17 protein-coding genes are annotated in these 17,754 nt (G+C 46.2%); 8 read left to right on the top strand and 9 right to left on the bottom strand.

Features of this window, described 5'->3' with window-relative positions:
* Positions 1 to 4: 4 nt before the first annotated feature.
* Both nudC and dnaQ read right to left on the bottom strand, forming a co-directional pair.
* On the bottom strand, positions 5 to 868 hold the full coding sequence (gene nudC / locus AZ602_RS01265) for an NAD(+) diphosphatase (protein WP_103033337.1): 864 nt from the start codon (positions 866 to 868) through the stop codon (positions 5 to 7).
* A complete protein-coding gene (dnaQ, locus tag AZ602_RS10155) occupies positions 865 to 2,919 on the bottom strand; it encodes a DNA polymerase III subunit epsilon (protein ID WP_227525134.1) in 2,055 nt (684 codons plus the stop codon). Before dnaQ ends, nudC begins: the two co-directional genes overlap by 4 nt.
* 173 nt (positions 2,920 to 3,092) lie before the next feature.
* Between dnaQ and AZ602_RS01255 the strand changes: the two genes are divergently transcribed.
* A complete protein-coding gene (locus tag AZ602_RS01255; protein ID WP_227525133.1) occupies positions 3,093 to 3,767 on the top strand; it encodes a tRNA (guanine-N(7)-)-methyltransferase in 675 nt (224 codons plus the stop codon).
* A 41-nt stretch (positions 3,768 to 3,808) separates the two neighbouring features.
* The gene (locus tag AZ602_RS01250) at positions 3,809 to 5,032 is read left to right on the top strand and encodes a TIGR03862 family flavoprotein (RefSeq protein ID WP_103033336.1); all 1,224 of its coding nucleotides are present in this window, start codon (positions 3,809 to 3,811) and stop codon (positions 5,030 to 5,032) included.
* Positions 5,033 to 5,077: 45 nt separating this feature from the next.
* Here the strand turns inward: AZ602_RS01250 and AZ602_RS01245 are convergent, their stop codons facing one another.
* From AZ602_RS01245 to AZ602_RS01215, 7 genes are all read right to left on the bottom strand, one after another.
* The gene (locus AZ602_RS01245; protein ID WP_103033335.1) at positions 5,078 to 6,442 is read right to left on the bottom strand and encodes an AarF/ABC1/UbiB kinase family protein; all 1,365 of its coding nucleotides are present in this window, start codon (positions 6,440 to 6,442) and stop codon (positions 5,078 to 5,080) included.
* 141 nt (positions 6,443 to 6,583) lie between these two features.
* Complete coding sequence (gene purD / locus AZ602_RS01240; RefSeq protein WP_103033334.1) at positions 6,584 to 7,861, bottom strand: phosphoribosylamine--glycine ligase; 1,278 nt, start codon at positions 7,859 to 7,861, stop codon at positions 6,584 to 6,586.
* A gap of 134 nt (positions 7,862 to 7,995) precedes the next feature.
* Complete coding sequence (locus AZ602_RS01235) at positions 7,996 to 8,628, bottom strand: fumarylacetoacetate hydrolase family protein (RefSeq protein ID WP_103033333.1); 633 nt, start codon at positions 8,626 to 8,628, stop codon at positions 7,996 to 7,998.
* 148 nt (positions 8,629 to 8,776) lie between these two features.
* Positions 8,777 to 9,781 carry an alpha/beta fold hydrolase gene (locus AZ602_RS01230; protein ID WP_103033332.1) on the bottom strand — a complete coding sequence of 335 codons (1,005 nt, stop codon included), beginning with the start codon at positions 9,779 to 9,781 and terminating at the stop codon, positions 8,777 to 8,779.
* Between the two features lie 9 nt (positions 9,782 to 9,790).
* Positions 9,791 to 9,955: a rubredoxin gene (gene rd, locus AZ602_RS01225; protein ID WP_078253585.1), complete on the bottom strand. Its 165-nt coding sequence runs from the start codon at positions 9,953 to 9,955 to the stop codon at positions 9,791 to 9,793.
* A 122-nt stretch (positions 9,956 to 10,077) separates the two neighbouring features.
* Positions 10,078 to 10,455 (bottom strand): hypothetical protein, encoded by a 378-nt coding sequence (locus AZ602_RS01220; protein ID WP_103033331.1) that lies wholly within the window; start codon positions 10,453 to 10,455, stop codon positions 10,078 to 10,080.
* Positions 10,456 to 10,567: 112 nt separating this feature from the next.
* Positions 10,568 to 11,482 (bottom strand): transaldolase, encoded by a 915-nt coding sequence (locus AZ602_RS01215; protein WP_103033330.1) that lies wholly within the window; start codon positions 11,480 to 11,482, stop codon positions 10,568 to 10,570.
* Between the two features lie 245 nt (positions 11,483 to 11,727).
* Between AZ602_RS01215 and pheA the strand changes: the two genes are divergently transcribed.
* The 6 genes from pheA (at position 11,728) to AZ602_RS01185 (ending at position 17,723) form a co-directional block, all read left to right on the top strand.
* Positions 11,728 to 12,837 carry a prephenate dehydratase gene (pheA, locus tag AZ602_RS01210; protein ID WP_078316941.1) on the top strand — a complete coding sequence of 370 codons (1,110 nt, stop codon included), beginning with the start codon at positions 11,728 to 11,730 and terminating at the stop codon, positions 12,835 to 12,837.
* 84 nt (positions 12,838 to 12,921) lie between these two features.
* Positions 12,922 to 15,225: a bifunctional prephenate dehydrogenase/3-phosphoshikimate 1-carboxyvinyltransferase gene (locus tag AZ602_RS01205; RefSeq protein WP_103033329.1), complete on the top strand. Its 2,304-nt coding sequence runs from the start codon at positions 12,922 to 12,924 to the stop codon at positions 15,223 to 15,225.
* A 110-nt stretch (positions 15,226 to 15,335) separates the two neighbouring features.
* Positions 15,336 to 16,229 (top strand): EamA family transporter RarD, encoded by an 894-nt coding sequence (gene rarD / locus AZ602_RS01200; RefSeq protein WP_103033328.1) that lies wholly within the window; start codon positions 15,336 to 15,338, stop codon positions 16,227 to 16,229.
* A gap of 23 nt (positions 16,230 to 16,252) precedes the next feature.
* Entirely contained in the window at positions 16,253 to 16,612 is a 360-nt protein-coding gene (folB, locus tag AZ602_RS01195; protein ID WP_103033327.1) for a dihydroneopterin aldolase, read from the top strand.
* Positions 16,609 to 17,040 (top strand): 2-amino-4-hydroxy-6-hydroxymethyldihydropteridine diphosphokinase, encoded by a 432-nt coding sequence (locus tag AZ602_RS01190; RefSeq protein WP_103033326.1) that lies wholly within the window; start codon positions 16,609 to 16,611, stop codon positions 17,038 to 17,040. The genes folB and AZ602_RS01190 overlap by 4 nt, the downstream gene beginning before the upstream one ends.
* A gap of 29 nt (positions 17,041 to 17,069) precedes the next feature.
* Entirely contained in the window at positions 17,070 to 17,723 is a 654-nt protein-coding gene (locus tag AZ602_RS01185; RefSeq protein WP_103033325.1) for an FMN-binding negative transcriptional regulator, read from the top strand.
* Positions 17,724 to 17,754: the final 31 nt, after the last annotated feature.

The following is a 17,754-nucleotide window of genomic DNA, read 5'->3' as shown; positions in this document are numbered from 1 at the left end:
GTGATCACGCCAGATCTCCTTGTTGCACCACTGCTTCAATCAGCTGATGGGCGATGGTGCCTGCAGCTGGGATGGCTGGCAGGGCATCGATGTCAAAAAAGTTCGCTGATGCCAATTCATTAGGCTCAATCTTAATATCACCGTGTGCATGGGTGGCGATGAATCCAGCCATCAAATTGCTCGGATATGGCCATGACTGACTGCCAAAGTACTTAAGATCACCAATACTCACACCCACCTCTTCTAGTGCCTCGCGATGTGCTGCCATTTCCAGTGTCTCACCTGCCTCGACAAAGCCTGCGATCAAGCCATGCACGCCGCTTTTATGACGGTGATGACGCGCCAGCAGGATCTGAGGCTTACCAGTCTTGGGATGTTGGCGTGTGATGGCGATGATGATGCATGGCTGCACTCGAGGATAAGCACGATGACGACAGGCTGGGCAAATCATGGCATGTTCGCCACCGCTGTGCAGCACAGCTCGCGTGCCGCAGCGACTACAAAAGCGGTGATCTTGTTGCCAGCGGATCAGCATGATGGCTCGGCTCAAAAGACTGATGACCGATGCAGTGCTTGTATTGATCAATTCACGAAAGCTTAACAGGCGCAAATTTTTGGCATCTTTGGCATCATAGCCTTGACCATAAGGGAAAATTAGCTTTAAGCTGATAGCATCGGTGCTACTGATGGCGTGTGTGGCAGGCAGCGTATGATCTTTGGCCAACGCCACACAGTGACCATCGTGCGTCTCAGTAAAGCCAAGAGATACCGCCTGAGTTGGTGCTTCATCAAGCGTAATCACAAAAGGCATCGAGCGATCATCAACTAAGACGCCATCATCACAGACCACCCAAATTTTAACACTCATGACAGCACCTGCGTGCGCCAAGCAGCATCGGCATCGGCATCAGACACCGATGGCTGAATCAAGCTTGCATATTGCGACAGATTCAAAAACTGGCCACCTTGAGCATTGGTGTCGTTGTTTGAGCCATCATGATCATCAATGGCCATGGCGATCTGGCCACCAGTCATCGCCAAATAGACTTCGGCTAGGATCTCTGAGTCTAATAAAGCGCCGTGAAAGGTACGATCTTTTTTGCCGACACCCAGTCGCTTCACCAAAGCATCCAAGGTGTTTTTTTGGCCAGGATACAGCTGTTTGGCGATGGCCAATGAGTCGGTCACTTGTACGCGCTCACTAAAATCTGACAAGCCAACGCGATCAAATTCCATGTTTAAGAAATTCATATCGAAATTGGCATTGTGGGCGATGATCTCGCTGTCAGCCATGAATTCATAAATCAGCTGCGCCACCTCGGCAAATTTTGGCTTATCTGATACAAAGGCATTGCTGATCCCGTGTACGCGAATGACCTCATCATCCATTGTTTTTTCTGGATTTAGATAGACATGCAGGATATTGCCAGTGAATTTACGACCCACCAGCTCTACTATCCCCACCTCCACGATGCGATCACCGCCTTGGGCATCAAATCCTGTGGTTTCGGTATCCATAATCAGCTGTCGCTCGGTGGCACCGCGATTGATGGGCTTTGGCAAAATCGGCCAAAAATCTGGATTGACGCGACTGGTATCACCATCATAGTCAGGATTTTGTTGGCTGTTATACTCACCGATTTTAGGGGCGGTGGTGCGCGTGGGTTCGGCTCTTAAGTGGTTTTGGGCTGCACTGATCTGATCACTGGTGTGATCTGTGCCAATCTGCGTATCAAAAGCAGTCTCTGTCAAATCCATCTGACCACCAGTCATCGCCAAATACACTTCAGTTAAGATCTCAGAGTCTAATAAAGCGCCGTGAAAAGTACGGTCTTTTTGACCGACGCCCAATCGCCTTACCAAGGCATCCAATGAGTTTCTTTGGTCGGGATACAGCTGTTTGGCGATGGTCAATGTGTCTGTCACGCGCACGCGGTCACTAAAATCCGTCAAGCCGACGCGGTCAAATTCGGCCTGCAAAAAACGCATGTCAAAAGCAGCATTGTGAGCGATAATTTCACTGTCTATCAAAAAATCATAAACAAACTGCGCCACATCGGCGAACACAGGCTGACTCTGTACAAACTCATTGCTGATGCCATGAATGCGCATCACCTCATCTTCCATGATTTTTTGGGGATTGAGATAGACATGTAAAATATTACCAGTCAATCGGCGGTCAATCATCTCGATCGCACCGATCTCAACGATACGCTCTCCTTTATACGCATCAATGCCTGTGGTTTCGGTATCTAAGATGATTTGGCGTTTGGGGGTGCCGCGATTGACAGGCTTTGGCAGGATCGGCCAAAAATCTGGATTGAGGCGGCTGGTATCGCCATCATAGTCAGGATTTTGTTGGCTGTTATATTGCATTATTTTTGGCTCAGAAGGTACAAGCGTTGGCGGCTGATCATTGGGCATTGGCGCATCTGATGGCGCTTGTGCTGATGCAGCAATCCATTCATCCCCCTGACCATCCACACCCAAATTGGCAAGCTTGTCCGCCATCTCATTGCCTGCGTGTCCTGCATGACCCTTCACCCATTGCCAGTCGATTTGGCGGTTTTGGGTGAGAGCATCCAGCTGTTGCCACAGCTCAAGATTTAGCACAGGTTTGCCGTCAGATTTTTTCCAGCCGCGATTTTTCCAGCCAGTGATCCATTTGGTGATGCCGTCTTTGACATAGCCTGAATCCGTCCAAATCTGTATCGGCAGATGTGCAGGCGTGCTTTGTAGTGCAGTGATGGCTGCCATCAGCTCCATGCGGTTATTGGTGGTGTTTATCTCGCCGCCCCATAGGTTTCGCACATCGCCCGTGTCATATTGTAGATGTACACCATAGCCACCAGGGGAGATGGCGGATTGTCCATTACCTTTACAGGCGCCATCAGTATATGCAATGATTGGATAGGTCATAATTGCTTTTTTTGATAAAAATTTGCTGTCTATTATAAAGCATTGTGCCAGTTTATGCGAATTTATACACCAAAATATCATAGGGTAGTTTGTGTAAGATTAGTATGAGTCGGTGGATATTTGGATGGGTGAATGTGTTATAATGATCAATTTTTAGATCACAAGACAGCACCATGACCCAAGCCATGATTTCAAGTCATCAGTTTACCAGATTATTTCATCCAAACCATCTGCACGCACCAAAGACAGTGTCATCACAAGATGCAGATAAAATCCGTGCATGGCAATCATCCGCCACGCCTTTATTTTTAGAAATCGGCGCAGGCAAGGGCAAGCACGCCATGTTATTTGCAAGCAATCATCCCGATAAGCAATTGATCGCTGTTGAGCGTACCAGCGAAAAATTCACAGCATTTGACAAGTTAAGTCTATCCAGTTCATTAGATAATCTTATCAATATTCATGCTGATGCGATTGCATTTAGTGTACATTTTATTCAGCCTGATTCGCTAGATGGTGTGTTTATCCTATATCCCAATCCCGAACCGCATAACAAAAATCAGCGGTGGCTAAATATGCCGTTTTTTGAGTTTTTATTATCTCGTATGAAAGTGGGTGCAACGATTACTTTGGCCAGTAATATCAGTGATTATATCGATGAAGCGGTCGAATTGCTGGATGCTGTATGGCAGTTGCCGTATGTTAAACAGACTATTGATAAATCATCGGTTCGTACGCATTTTGAGATTAAATATCTGGCGCGAGATGAGCTATGCCAAGAGATTATTATCACAAAGCCCGATGGCTATATCACTCGCTTTGACGATGTGCCTGCGATGTCATTATAAGTAGCTTTATAAATTAGTAATATTCAACAATTGGAAGTATCATGACCAAGTCAAGTGTGGCGATTATCGGTGCAGGGGCGGCAGGGCTGATGGCGGCAGAAGTGCTGTCGGCTTATGATATCGACATCCATGTATTTGACCAAAAACCCACCGCTGCACGCAAGATTTTGATGGCGGGCAAAACAGGGCTGAATATCTCACACAATGAGCCGATGGCGGATTTTGTGACACGATATACGCCATCGGATTGGCTGATGCCTTATGTGCAGGCATTTGGTGCTGATGGTATCCGAGCATGGATGGCATCACTTGGCATTGATAGCTATGTCGGCTCGACAGGGCGGATATTTCCTGTTGAGATGAAAGCATCCAAGCTTGTGCGCGCATGGCTAAATCGGCTACATGATCATCAAGTAAAATTTCACTATCGACATCGCTGTATTACGATGGATAATCGAGTGCTTGGTTTTGAAATATTAGATAATAAAGGCAATATCATCGATAAGTTTAGCCAAGCGTTTGATGCGGTGATATTGGCGTGTGGTGGCGGCTCTTATGCATATCTGGGTAGTGATGGCGCTTGGCAAAGATGGCTGGGAGCTGATGAGCTGACACCTTTGTATGCCAGCAATGTCGGGGTACTGCGTGCTTGGTCGCCATTTATGACACCACTGTATGGTCAAGCCATCAAGCGTGTGCGTGCGTGGGTGGGCGATGATATCAGCCATCAAGGTGATATCGTTATTAGTCATTATGGGTTAGAAAGTGGGCTGATTTATAAGCTAAACCTTGCCATGCGACAAGCGATGGATGAGCATCAAACATTTACTTTATATCTAGATTTATTACCTGATAAATCAGCTGATTTTATTTATAATAACTTAACTAAAAATAAGAAACAATCGCTCAATACGCTACTTAAAAAACTTGGACTTGATGCCGTCAAAATTGCGTTATTAAGAGAATGCACTAATAAAACCGACTGGTCGGACTTAACAATCATGGCAAAGCATATCAAGTCGCTTGCCATTGAGTGTACGGGATTTCGCCCGATGGATGAAGCCATCAGTACAGGCGGTGGCATCAAGCGTATGGCGGTAGATGATGACCTGCAGCTGCGTGCTCATGCAGGCGTGTTTTGCTGTGGTGAGATGCTGGATTGGGATGCACCAACAGGGGGTTATTTATTAACGGCGTGTTTTGCCACAGGTCGAGCGGCGGCGATAGGTGTTGTAAGGCATCTAAATGCATTACAAAATAACTAAGACTCACACAAAAAAATGGCTGAACGATATCAGCCATTTTGCAACTTAGACAAACTTCCCAACTAAGCCTTCACTATCGGTGCGTGCATCAAGTGACACGAGCAGTGCATAGGCACCGATAAATTTACGACTGATAAACATCATCTCTTTTGGTGGCAGGCTAAATTCCAATGACTGCATCCCTTCTTTGGCTTTGTTCATCACTCGGGCGTACAGATCACTGCTAGCCCAAATGTAGCGACCATGGCCATCTAGGTGTGGATGCTGACCGCCAGCCGCGTGATTCAATGCCGCTGCCTTGGCAAATGGTTCACACGCCATCAAAAAGACCGCTGCCATGTCAGATTTTGGCTTACCGCTAAGTCTGTCAAAAAAATCATAGCCGGTCATCGCATCCATCATCATCGCTTGATCATGGTGATAGCCTGCTGTCAAAAGCCCACGAGCGATACCAAGCAGATGTTGATCAAACTGCTTAATCGCCCCAAAATCCAATAAGATCAGCTTATCAATGCCATCTTCAAATCGCACTAGGTAATTCCCAAAATTCGGGTCGGTCTGCATCTCACCCCACTCGAATAACTCACGGATGACCACTTCGATGGCGGCTTGACCTAAGGCATTTTTGCGATCTTGGGGCAGTTGCTTTAGCGTATCATCATTGAGCGATACACCATGCTCAAAACTCATGCAAATCAAGCGTGGCGTACTGTAATTGTCATAAATTGTCGGCACGACATAGCGTGAATCGTCCGCAAGATAGCCTGCAAATCGCTTGGTAGTGTTCGCTTCTAGGGTATAATCCACTTCACGATGCAACAGCTCGCCAATTTCTTCAAACCATGCATCGAGTGCTTTGGTCTGTGGCACCGCATTGGTAATTTTTAATAGATGCTTAAAGATGGATAAGTCAGAATCAATCGATGATGCGACCCCAGGGTATTGCACTTTTAGCACGACTTCACGGCCAGTATATTTGTGCACGGCTTTATGCACTTGGGCAAGACTTGCTGTGCCAATCGGTGTGCGATCGATTTCAAAATCCGTCACACGCTCACCAAGCTCGACCTTTAGTGCATCGTAGATGATGTGCCAAGATAGTGGTGTGGTGTTGGCATCAAGTGTGTGCAGTGCATCAAGCACCTGTGGCGGCAAAAAATGCTCGCCATATAATGCAAGCATCTGACCCACCTTGACCACTGAGCCTTTGAGTTTACCCAGCTCGCTCACCAAATAATCCGCCTGTTCTTGGAGTAGGGCGTGTTTGGCATTGGCTCGTTGTTCTTGACTCATAAACAGGCTGCCGACACTGGATTTTGCCCAATTCTTACCGATATTGAGTGAAGTTTTGGCGATGGATAGGCGACGAGATAGAGGTGTGGTTTTTAGCTTATCGATTGGCTGAGTCATGCGATGATTTAATTGATAATAAAAATGATGGCTTATTATAGCAAAAATTCACCTTTGTCGCTATGATTGGCTAAGATTGTGATTTTTGGACTATAAAAAAGGGATAAAGCAGGTCACTTTATCCCTTTGATATGGTTTGAATCAGAACCCTTTATCAATCGCACGCCAGCCGATATCACGGCGATACTGCATGCCATCAAAGCTGATGCCGTCGATGGCCTGTAGTGCCTTGGCTTGCGCATCCTTGATGGTTTCAGCCAGTGCCGTCACGCACAGTACACGACCACCGTCGGTCACGATATCATCGCCTTGTTGTTTGGTGCCGGCATGGAAGACTTTTAGGGTATCTGTGCCATTGTCAAGCCCTGTGATGACATCACCTTTTGAGCTGGTCTCAGGGTAGCCACGGCTTGCCAAAACGACACCAAGTGCCACTTGTTTTGACCAATTGGCAGTCGCAGGCAGATTGCCTTTTAGACCTGCTTCAATCAGCTCAACCAATGAGCTTTCTAGGCGCATCATGATTGGCTGTGTCTCAGGATCGCCAAATCGGCAGTTGAACTCAATCACATAAGGGTCATTTCGATCATTGATCATCAAACCTGCGTACAAAAATCCAGTATAAGGCGTGCCGTTCGCTTTCATCGCATCGACCACAGGGCGGATGACTCGCTCGATGACCTTATGATGCACTTCATCCGTCACCACAGGGGCAGGGCTGTAGGCACCCATACCGCCAGTATTGGCACCTGTGTCACCTTCAAAGATACGCTTGTGGTCTTGACTCGTTGCCATCGGCAAGATGTTATCACCATCAATCATGCAGATGAATGAGGCTTCTTCGCCTGCCAAAAACTGCTCAATCACCACACGGCTGCCCGCATCGCCAAATTTATTGCCCGACAGCATATCGTCGATGGCATCATAAGCTTCTTGCTCGTTCATGGCGACGATGACACCTTTACCTGCGGCTAGGCCATCGGCTTTGATGACGATTGGTGCGCCATTTTTTGCAACAAAGGCTTTGGCAGGCTCAATCTCGGTGAAAACTTCATAAAAAGCGGTTGGGATGCCATGTTTTTGCATAAAGTCTTTGGCAAAGGCTTTTGAACCTTCAAGCTGTGCACAGTATTTGGTCGGGCCCCAGACACCGATATTTGCCGCACGCAAATCATCTACGACGCCTGCGACCAATGGCGCTTCAGGACCGACAACTACAAATGCAATGTCATTAGCTTGACAAAATTCAATCACCGCCGCATGATTGGCAACATCCAAATCGACATTGACAAGCTTATCTTCGGTGTCGGTACCTGCATTGCCACGAGCGACATAGACTGTCTTGACGCGTGTATCTTTGGCACAAGCCCAAGCCAAGGCGTGCTCACGACCGCCCGTACCCAGTACTAAAATATTCATGATAAACCCCATAAAACCGTGAAAAATTTACGGCTATTTTAGCAAAATTTCAACCATTTCGCCATTGAAATAATGCCAAAAATAAAAATCTGCACGATGATTGTGCAGATTTGTGAGAGTAGATAAAGATCAGCTTAGCGGATGCATAGAGTGTACTCATCATCATTGAGCTTCGCCACAAGCCGATCACCTGATGATAGCTTGCCTACGCCTTTTGGTGTGCCTGTATAAATCAAATCACCAGCACGCAAGCCAAAATGTTTATGTAAATACTTTAACTGATAAAGCACATCAAACAGCATCTTATCCGTGCTGTCATCTTGGCGAGTTTCATCATTGACTGATAAGAAAACTTGACAAACAGGCGGCGTGCCATGCGTCAAAGGTGATAGCCAAGCGCCATCACGAAAGCCTTTGGCAAGCGTCCAAGGCAGACCTTTGGCTTTGAGATTGGCTTGGACATCGCGAGCGGTCAGATCAAGCCCGACGCCATAGCCTGTGATGGCATCAAGGCTTGGCTCTTCGTCATCGCGGATATCACGACCGATATAGACCACAAGCTCAACTTCATGATGCACATCATCACTAAAGCTTGGTAGGGTGAGTGTGGTATCTTGGGTCAGTGCGGTGGTGGGTTTCATAAACACCACAGGCTCGCCCGTTGGTGTATTGCCAAGCTCGCTGATATGCTCAGCATAACTGCGACCGATACAGTAGATATTACCCACAGTAGCACTGTGACCGTCTTTAAACATCAGTGATTTCATCGCCTATCCTTATTGCTATGATTGACATAATTGTCATTAACAGTATAAAACTGATGGCATCATAACAAATTTTACCCCATCAAATCAATGCCGGTTATCTGTCAATGATGATGGGTGGGATTGGGTCAAGCCATGCTTGAGCATCAGTTTAGGATTTGCAATGATTGCTAATCAGCGTGACAAGATAGGGGTGATAATAAGCGGGTAAATCATGTCCCATGCCACTGACCAGCACAAAGCGAGCATTTGGGATGGCTTTGGCTAGAAACTTACCATGACTGGGTGCAACCAAGCCATCTTTATCGCCATGAATCACCAAGGTATTGACTCGGATTTGTTTGGTGAATTTCAAAATCGACCCTGACGCCAAAATCGCGGTCAATTGCTGTGCCACACCAAGCGGATGAAAATTGCGTTGATAACGTTTTTCAGCGATGGCGCGCGTGCCTTTGATATCAAGATGCCCTGGTGAGCCGACTGCTGTCATGAACCACACGCTGTGACGCACCATATCACGCTCCGAATGGCTCTCGGGGCGACGCACAAAGGTCATGAACTGCTTGGGATTGGGCGGTCGCAAAAACGCACGGTTGGCAGTCGAAAATAGCAAGGTGAGATTTTTGATGTATTTTGGGTAGCGAGCAGCGACGATTTGGGCAATCATACCACCCATAGATGCACCGATGAGATTAACTTCAGATAGATGCATGGTCTTAATCAGTCGTGCCACATCTTCTGCCATGTCGGTGAGTGTATAGGGTACTTGCTCGCCTTTATTGGACAGACCTGCTTGCACCTTGAGCATCATTTTGAGCTTGTTGAGCCGTGGCAGACCTTCGATTTGGATTTTGCTTGATAGTCCCGTATCTCGGTTGTCAAAGCGAATCACAAAAAAACCTGCATCGATAAACAGTTTCAGAAAACTGTCCGACCAAAACAGCATCTGCGAACCAAGCCCAGTCACAAAGATCATCGGCGGATGCTCAGGATTGCCCCCAGCTTCGACACACAGCTGTATGCCATCACCGATATCAATGATGGCCTGATACAGATGCTCGGAGAGATCCGATGGATACCAGTGGATATCACCGAATTTCTGCCAACCGTCGGGTACAGCACTTGGCTGTGTGTGAAAAGGTGTTTCGCGAATCATGACGATTGATTAGATTTCGACCATTTCAAAGTCGGCCTTACCGACACCGCATTCAGGGCATAGCCAGTCTTCTGGGATATCTTCCCAGCGAGTGCCAGGGGCAAGACCTTCTTCTGGACAGCCCAGCTCTTCGTCATAAATCCAGCCGCAGACGATACATTGATATTTTTTCATAATTCACCTTAGTGCCTTGATTGTGCCAATCCTAGACTGGCACAATGTTGGGTAAAAATCATCAGATGATTAGTTTACAGATGTATCGAAATTTTGCAAGTAAAATTTTTGAATTTTAAAAGTTAATCAAGGTTTGACAGTGTGAGAATGCACGCTGAACTATCTGGATTTACTCGATTCGCTGAATACTCACAAGAATAATCTAATTTTTTGTTCTTATCTAGCATACGGATTGTATTACCCTTAATTTGGTAATAATACTCACCGCCTTCCATTGGTAGTAGATTTTTATATTTTCCTTTATAAAGCGTGATTGATGACCCAGCTCCAGCTTTAACAGTCGCATTACCCTTTTTTGTGATGGTAATGCTTTCTTCCGTACCCATACCACCTGCAAAATTAAAATATCTTGTCCCAACAAACGGCAATTTTTGTGCTTTTGCCAAAGCAGGACTGATAGCGGTTAATAATGCAAGTGCAATGATAGCAGGTTTTAGCATGATGATTTCCTTATGATGGCTAAATAATTAAAATAGTATCATTAACTATTTACCAAATCAAGAAAAAACCGTTTGCACTAGTTAGCACAAACGGTTCTGAAGTTGGCTTGATTTATAAACCTGCCAACTGCTCAACCAATTTTTCACGAGCAGCGACAAAGCCATCAATACCCTTAATCAGTAGGGAATTTAGCGGATGTGCGTCTTGGGCTTGCTCAAAGTCAGCTTGGCTTAGCGGTGTTGGCTTGGTGCTGATTTCACTATTTTGGATAAGCTGTCTTGTGACAGGTAGCTGACTGTTTGCCAATTCATCGAGTAGGGCGGGTGAAATGGTCAATAAATCACAACCTGCCAAAGCGATGATTTGCTCGATACTGCGAAAGCTTGCCCCCATCACTTGGGTGTGGTAGCCGTGTGATTTATAAAATTGATAAATCGACTTCACAGAGTTTACGCCCATATCCTCGTTGATGGCGATGTCTTGGCGGTTTTCGTGTGCTTTTTGCCAATCGGTGATGCGACCGACAAATGGCGAAATCAAAGTCACGCCAGCATCCGCACACGCACGGGCTTGGGTATCAGTAAATAGCAGAGTTAGGTTGCAGTGGATGCCTTGTTTTTCAAGCTGTTCGGCGGCTTTGATACCTTGCCAAGTTGATGCGATTTTGATCAGTACTCGCTCTTTATCGACGCCGAGTTTGGCATAGCGATCGATATAGTCATAAGCTTTGGCGATGGTGGCATCGGTGTCAAACGATAGGCGTGCATCCACTTCAGTAGAGACACGGCCTTGGATCAGAGTGCTGATTAGATGACCCAGTGCCACGGTCAGCGTATCGATGGCGGTATCGGTATCCAAGCCTTTGATTTGGCTTAATAATTCATCATGTTCTCCACTGGCAAAAGCAGCGGTAATCAGGCTTGGGTTGGTGGTGGCATCAACAGGCTTTAGGCGGGCAATGGCAGATAGATCACCGGTATCGGCGACGATGGTGGTGAGCTGTGATAATTGTTCTAAGCTATTCATAAAAATCTCAATGGTCTAAAAGGTGGATTAAAAGTAACACATTTGGGCGATTTTCGCTACTGGTTTTGATATGATAAGCCATCTATTCTTATATCAATTGATTGAATAATGTCTTTGTATCGCAGTAGAGCGCGGTCGTATCGGCTAAAACGATTATAAAAGAAAGTTTGCCAAAATCACTACACCAAAACATAAAAATCGTGTATCATTGACATATTTTATGTTGATTTAAAAAGGAAGCTGTCATGAGCGAAACGCCTACCTTGCCGATTAATACAGACGAAATCAAAAGCTACCGCAATCAAATTGATAGCATCGACGAACAAATTCAAACCTTGATTAATGAGCGTGCAAAAGTCGCCCAAAAAGTCGCCATCGCCAAAAAGAACCATGAAGATCATCCGATTTTTTATCGCCCTGAGCGTGAAGCTCAAGTGCTAAAAGCGGTGATGGCGCGTAACGAAGGCCCATTATCAGGCGAAAAGATGGCTCGCTTATTCCGTGAAATTATGTCGGTATGTCTTGAGCTGGAAGCACCGCAAAAAGTGGCGTATCTTGGGCCTGTGGGTACATTCACTCACGCAGCAGCACTGAAGCATTTTGGCAAGGCGGCGACCACCGTATCACTTGCCACCATCACGGATGTGTTTCGTGAAGTTGAATCAGGCAGTGCAATGTATGGCGTCGTGCCGGTTGAGAACTCATCAGAAGGCGTGGTCAATCATACCTTAGATGCATTCCTTGGCTCTAGCCTAAAAATCATCGGTGAAGTGGAGCTACCTATCCATCATAATTTTTTGGTCGCTGAACACACCAAAGTCAAAAATCTAAGCTGTATCTATGCACATCAGCAAGCCTTGGCACAATGCCGTCATTGGCTGGATGTCAATTTCCCAAGTGTGGAGCGTATCGCAGTATCAAGTAATGGCGAAGCGGCTCGCCGTATCCAAAATGAATGGCATTCAGCTGCTATTGCAGGGGATGTGGCTGTGGCAGAATACGGCCTACACAAGCTACACGAAAATATCGAAGATAATCCAAATAACACCACGAGATTTTTGATCATTGGTCGTGAAGATGTCGGTGCATCTGGTGCGGATAAGACATCCATCATGGTCTCAAGTCCTGATAAAGCAGGTGCGTTGATTGAGATTCTTGAGCCACTGCGTCGCCATGGTGTATCGATGACCAGTATTGAGACTCGTCCAGAGCGTCCGAACAAATGGGCTTATGTGTTCTTTATTGATATGAATGGCCATATCAGTGATGATCATGTGGCTGCTGCTATCGAAGATATTCGCCCATTGGTCAAGGATTTGCGAGTGTTGGGTTCTTATCCAAAAGCCGTCCTATAATTGATGATATCTCTTAGCTTTTGTTAAGAATTGAGTGATTATTTTAATGCAAATTATCATCAGTCAAATCGGGAATTATCACCAATGGATGAGATGACAAAGCCACTGTTTGCCCATCTGTGCGTGATTGGGCTTGGGCTGATTGGTGCGTCGCTGGTGCAGGCGGTGCATAATGCCAATCAGCGTCGCAGCACACCGCTCGTCGGCAAAATCACTGCAATGGACACCAACGCCACAAGCATCAAAGACGCCATCAATGCCGGTGTGATTGCTGATGGTAGTACTCAGATTGGCGAAGCTGTCAAGGGTGCTGATATCGTGGTGATTGCTGTACCCGTCAAGGCGATGGCATCTGTCATGTACTCACTCAAATCGGCGATGGATGCAGGCGTCTTGGATGCAGACTGTCTAATCAGCGATGTTGGTAGCACCAAACAAAGTGTTGCAGCACTTGCTGATGAAGTTTTTGGCGACCATCATCATTTTATCGGTGGGCATCCGATTGCAGGTGCTGAGAACTCAGGCTTTCATGCCAGAAATGGCGAGCTGTTTGTACAACATAAGCTGATACTATGCCCGACGGACAGTACGGATTTGACACAACTTGCCAAACTGCGTCAGCTATGGCAGGGTGTGGGTGCGGATGTCATCGAGATGGATGCCAAGCGTCATGATGAGATTTTGGCTTATACTAGTCATTTGCCGCATTTATTGGCGTTTAGCCTGACGCATCAGCTGGCAAGCCATGATGATAATTTGGATATTTTTCGTTATGCTGCAGGGGGCTTTCGTGACTTTAGTCGCATTGCCGCCAGTCATCCTGTGATGTGGCATGATATTTTTATTGCCAATAAATCAGCACTGCTTAACTCTCTAGATGAGTTTCAACAACATCTGAATGAATTTAAAGAAATTATCGAGACACAAAATTCAGAAAAATTACTTGATTGGCTGGCGACCTCTCGCCATGCACGCCGTCATTTTGGGCATATGCTTGCCAAAAAATCCACACACAAACCCAATAGCATCATCACAACCGATGCCATCAAGGACACGATTATGAGTCAAAGCTACCATATCCGCCCCCAAAACCACATTGCAGGTACCATCACCGTACCAGGGGATAAATCTATTTCACATCGCAGTATCATGTTTGGCTCGCTTGCCGATGGCGTGACTCATGTGAGCGGTTTTTTGCAAGGTGAAGATGCACTGGCGACCTTGCAGGCATTTGCTGATATGGGTGTCAAAATCGAACGCGATGGCGATAAAGTCACCATTCATGGCGTGGGTATCGATGGCTTACAAGCACCAAAAGAGCCGTTGTATATGGGTAATTCAGGCACAAGTATGCGTCTGTTGGCAGGGATTTTATCTGCTCAACGCTTTGACAGTGTCATGACTGGGGATGTTAGCCTATCTAAGCGTCCGATGGAGCGTGTCGCAAAGCCACTGCGTGAGATGGGTGCCGTAATCCAATCGACGGGCGAAAAAGGCACAGCACCGCTATCAATCACAGGTTCGCAGTCATTGACGGCCATTGATTATACCTTGCCTGTGGCATCAGCGCAGATTAAGTCATGCTTGATTTTGGCATCGCTTTGGGCAAATGGCACAACCACCATCCGTGAGCCTGAAGTCAGCCGTGATCATACCGAGCGTATGCTGAACGCTTTTGGTTATCCTGTACATACCGATGGTAATGTCATCACAGTGACAGGTGGTGGACGCTTGACGGCGACAGATATCATCGTACCTGCTGATATCTCAAGTGCGGCATTTTTTATGGTGCTAGGTGCAATTGGTGGCGGTGAAGGCTTGACCATCCAAAAAGTCGGCATGAATCCAACTCGTACCGGTGTGATTGATATCCTTAAGCTGATGGGTGCTGACATCACCGTGACTAACGAAACCATCGTCGGTGGCGAGCCAATCGCTGATATCACTGTTAAGCCATCGGATTTGCACGGCATTGATATTCCTGAGCATTTCGTGCCGCTAGCGATTGATGAATTTCCTGTGCTGTTTGTCGCAGCCAGCTGTGCCACAGGTACAACCAAGCTGACTGGTGCAAAAGAGTTGCGAGTCAAAGAATCTGACCGTATTGCAGTGATGGCAGATGGTTTGGCGACTTTGGGCGTAGAATCAACTGTCCTAGAAGATGGCATCATCATCCAAGGCCGTGGTGTGGCAGGCGAGCGTAATGCCATCTTTGGCGGGGGTGTGATTGAGTCACATCATGACCATCGTATCGCCATGAGCTTTGCTGTGGCGTCGGCTCGTGCATCTGATGAGATTATCATCCAAGGTACTGAGACGGTCAATACCAGTTTTCCAAACTTTGCTGAACTTGCCAATTCGGTCGGTCTAAGCATTGATGTGAAATAACCCTCTTTATATTTCATTCATTAAGATATGATTTGTGCTTGATGATTGACCCATGAGCTCATCACGGTTTGTAACACCAAATGGCGGTGAGCCAATAAGGAAAATACATCGTGAATCAGCCAACCAAAACGGTCAAGACCACCACCCAAGGCATCATCATCGCTTTGGTGGCTTTTTTGTTATGGGGAAATTTCCCCTTATATTTTAAAGAGTTAAGCCATTATAATGCCATCGAAGTCATCGTGCATCGAGTGGTTTGGACGTTTGTACTGCTACTGATTGTGCTGATGCTTAGTCGTCGTACAGCTTGGCTTGGTGTGATTCGTCATCAGCCCAAATGGCTAGGGATTACCTTTATTGCAGCACTGCTCATTGGCACCAACTGGCTGACTTATGTCTGGGCGGTGACCCATGATCAGGTGCTTGAAGCAAGTCTTGGTTATTTTATCAATCCATTAATGGGTGTGGCATTATCTTTAGTATTTCTAAAAGAAAAACTCAGAAACTTACAAAAAATTGCAGTGCTGCTTGCTGCCATCGCAGTCGGCATACAGGTGGTGTGGCTAGGCGGTCTGCCGTGGGTGAGTTTGCTGTTGGCGCTGAGTTTTAGCGTTTATGGGATAATTCAGCGGCAGACACCGTTTGATGCGATTGATGGTTTGTTTCTTGAGACAGCATTGCTATTACCACTGTGTCTTTTGTGGCTATCGCAAGCAGGTGTGGCAAGTTCAAGCCTTGATTTGTGGCTGTCAGCGGATATTTGGCTATTAATGCTGTCAGGCCCAATCACGCTGATTCCATTATTGCTTTATAATAAATCCACCAAAATGGTGAGCTTTACTTTATTGAGTTTTATGGGCTATTTAACACCAAGCATTGTATTTTTGCTTGCGGTGTTTTTGTATAAAGAGCCATTTAGCCTCCAAAATATCATTGTCTTTGGACTGATTTGGACAGCTTTGGCGATTTTTAGTATTGATTTATTAAAAAGAAAATCTAATTAATTAGTTATCATTGGAAAACCACTATGGGCGATATTGTCTTTATCCAAGGCTTGGAGGTGAATACGCTGATTGGCGTGTATTCGTGGGAGCGTGCGATTAAGCAGCAGCTGATTTTTGATGCAGAGATGGTGTGTGATATGAGTCGTGCCATCAAGGATGATGATGTGGCACACGTGATTAATTATAAAACGGTCAGCGAAGACATTGAGCGACTGTGCCACGAGATTCAGGCTGAACTGCTTGAAACATTGGCAGATAAGATAGCTGAGCATATTCTAGCTCATTATCCCTGTAGCCAAATTACGCTCACCATCCATAAGCCGAACGCTATCAAGGCAGCCAAAAGCGTCGGTGTCAAAATCGTACGCAGGGCATCTGTATGACGGATGGGCAAGTTACTCATCTGGTGATCGCCTTGGGGAGCAATCATCAGGCGGACATGGCTTTTGCTTGTGCAGTGTCCAAGCTTCAGAAATTTGGCGAGATGCGATTATCGGAGCTTGTGACTGGGAGTGATTTTACAGGGCGTAGTCAGCGAGTGTATCATAATGCTGTAGCACACATAGCACTGACAAAATCTATGCAATATACAGACATAGAAACTACGCTTAAGCAGATTGAGCAGGCTTGTGGTCGTGATCCTGCCAAAAAATGTGCCGAGTATGACTATGAAGTGGTAATGGATTTGGATATTTTGGCGGTGTCTATCGATGGGCAGTGGCAGATGAATCCAGTACGCCTACCTTTAAAGTCTCATGATATGCAAGGGGTGCGACAAGTGGCAGCTTTTTTATTGGATTTGTCCGATTGATCGGTCAGTGGTGTAATTAAGGTTTTTTTATGTTTATCCCAAAATCATTTCAGCCATCACAACGCTCATCGATCATTGAGATGATTCAGCAGTATCCGCTTGCGACCATCATTACCATCATCGATGGCGTACCTGTGGCAAGCCATGTGCCTGTACTGTATCTGAACGATGAGCAGGGTGGGCGACTGATTACGCATATCGCTAGAGCCAATCCAATGTGGCGACACCTTGATACGCCATGGCTCATCGTGTTCACTGGTGCCAATCACTATATCAGTGCCAACTGGTACCCATCCAAGGCAGTCAGCCATAAAGAGGTGCCGACTTATAATTATCAAGCGGTGCATATCACTGCCAAAGCCAGTCTTGCCAATGAAGCTGCCGCCATTGATATATTATCCAAAACGACTGATTATTTTGAAAATCAGCTACATAATAGCAACCCTGATCATACCCCGTGGCGACTGACAGATGCGCCAGATGAGTTTATTCATCAACTGTGCAAGGCATTGGTGGCGATTGAGCTTGACATCCTAGATGTTCAAGCATCTTTTAAGCTAAGCCAAAATAAAGACGCCCAAAATAGACAGGGTGTTATTGATGGATTATCACAGCTTGATACGCATGAATCACGAGTGATGGCGGATTTGGTACAGCGGGCAAAGGCAGTCACTGAACAATAAAGCAGCTGAATGTCGAAGGGCGATGGATATT

The organism is Moraxella sp. RCAD0137 (assembly GCF_002894025.1).
Classification (GTDB): domain Bacteria; phylum Pseudomonadota; class Gammaproteobacteria; order Pseudomonadales; family Moraxellaceae; genus Moraxella; species Moraxella porci.
This window is presented reverse-complemented; position numbering and strand designations above follow the sequence as displayed.

Coding starts and splice junctions, on each gene's coding strand:
- AZ602_RS01190 (WP_103033326.1), top strand. CDS start 16,609: ATGACGGATGGGCAAGTTACTCATCTGGTGATCGCCTTGGGGAGCAAT.
- AZ602_RS01235 (WP_103033333.1), bottom strand. CDS start 8,628: ATGAAATCACTGATGTTTAAAGACGGTCACAGTGCTACTGTGGGTAAT.
- AZ602_RS01205 (WP_103033329.1), top strand. CDS start 12,922: ATGGATGAGATGACAAAGCCACTGTTTGCCCATCTGTGCGTGATTGGG.
- nudC (WP_103033337.1), bottom strand. CDS start 868: ATGAGTGTTAAAATTTGGGTGGTCTGTGATGATGGCGTCTTAGTTGAT.
- AZ602_RS01250 (WP_103033336.1), top strand. CDS start 3,809: ATGACCAAGTCAAGTGTGGCGATTATCGGTGCAGGGGCGGCAGGGCTG.
- pheA (WP_078316941.1), top strand. CDS start 11,728: ATGAGCGAAACGCCTACCTTGCCGATTAATACAGACGAAATCAAAAGC.
- AZ602_RS01245 (WP_103033335.1), bottom strand. CDS start 6,442: ATGACTCAGCCAATCGATAAGCTAAAAACCACACCTCTATCTCGTCGC.
- AZ602_RS01185 (WP_103033325.1), top strand. CDS start 17,070: ATGTTTATCCCAAAATCATTTCAGCCATCACAACGCTCATCGATCATT.
- AZ602_RS01230 (WP_103033332.1), bottom strand. CDS start 9,781: ATGATTCGCGAAACACCTTTTCACACACAGCCAAGTGCTGTACCCGAC.
- AZ602_RS01215 (WP_103033330.1), bottom strand. CDS start 11,482: ATGAATAGCTTAGAACAATTATCACAGCTCACCACCATCGTCGCCGAT.
- AZ602_RS01220 (WP_103033331.1), bottom strand. CDS start 10,455: ATGCTAAAACCTGCTATCATTGCACTTGCATTATTAACCGCTATCAGT.
- AZ602_RS01255 (WP_227525133.1), top strand. CDS start 3,093: ATGACCCAAGCCATGATTTCAAGTCATCAGTTTACCAGATTATTTCAT.
- folB (WP_103033327.1), top strand. CDS start 16,253: ATGGGCGATATTGTCTTTATCCAAGGCTTGGAGGTGAATACGCTGATT.
- rd (WP_078253585.1), bottom strand. CDS start 9,955: ATGAAAAAATATCAATGTATCGTCTGCGGCTGGATTTATGACGAAGAG.
- dnaQ (WP_227525134.1), bottom strand. CDS start 2,919: ATGACCTATCCAATCATTGCATATACTGATGGCGCCTGTAAAGGTAAT.
- purD (WP_103033334.1), bottom strand. CDS start 7,861: ATGAATATTTTAGTACTGGGTACGGGCGGTCGTGAGCACGCCTTGGCT.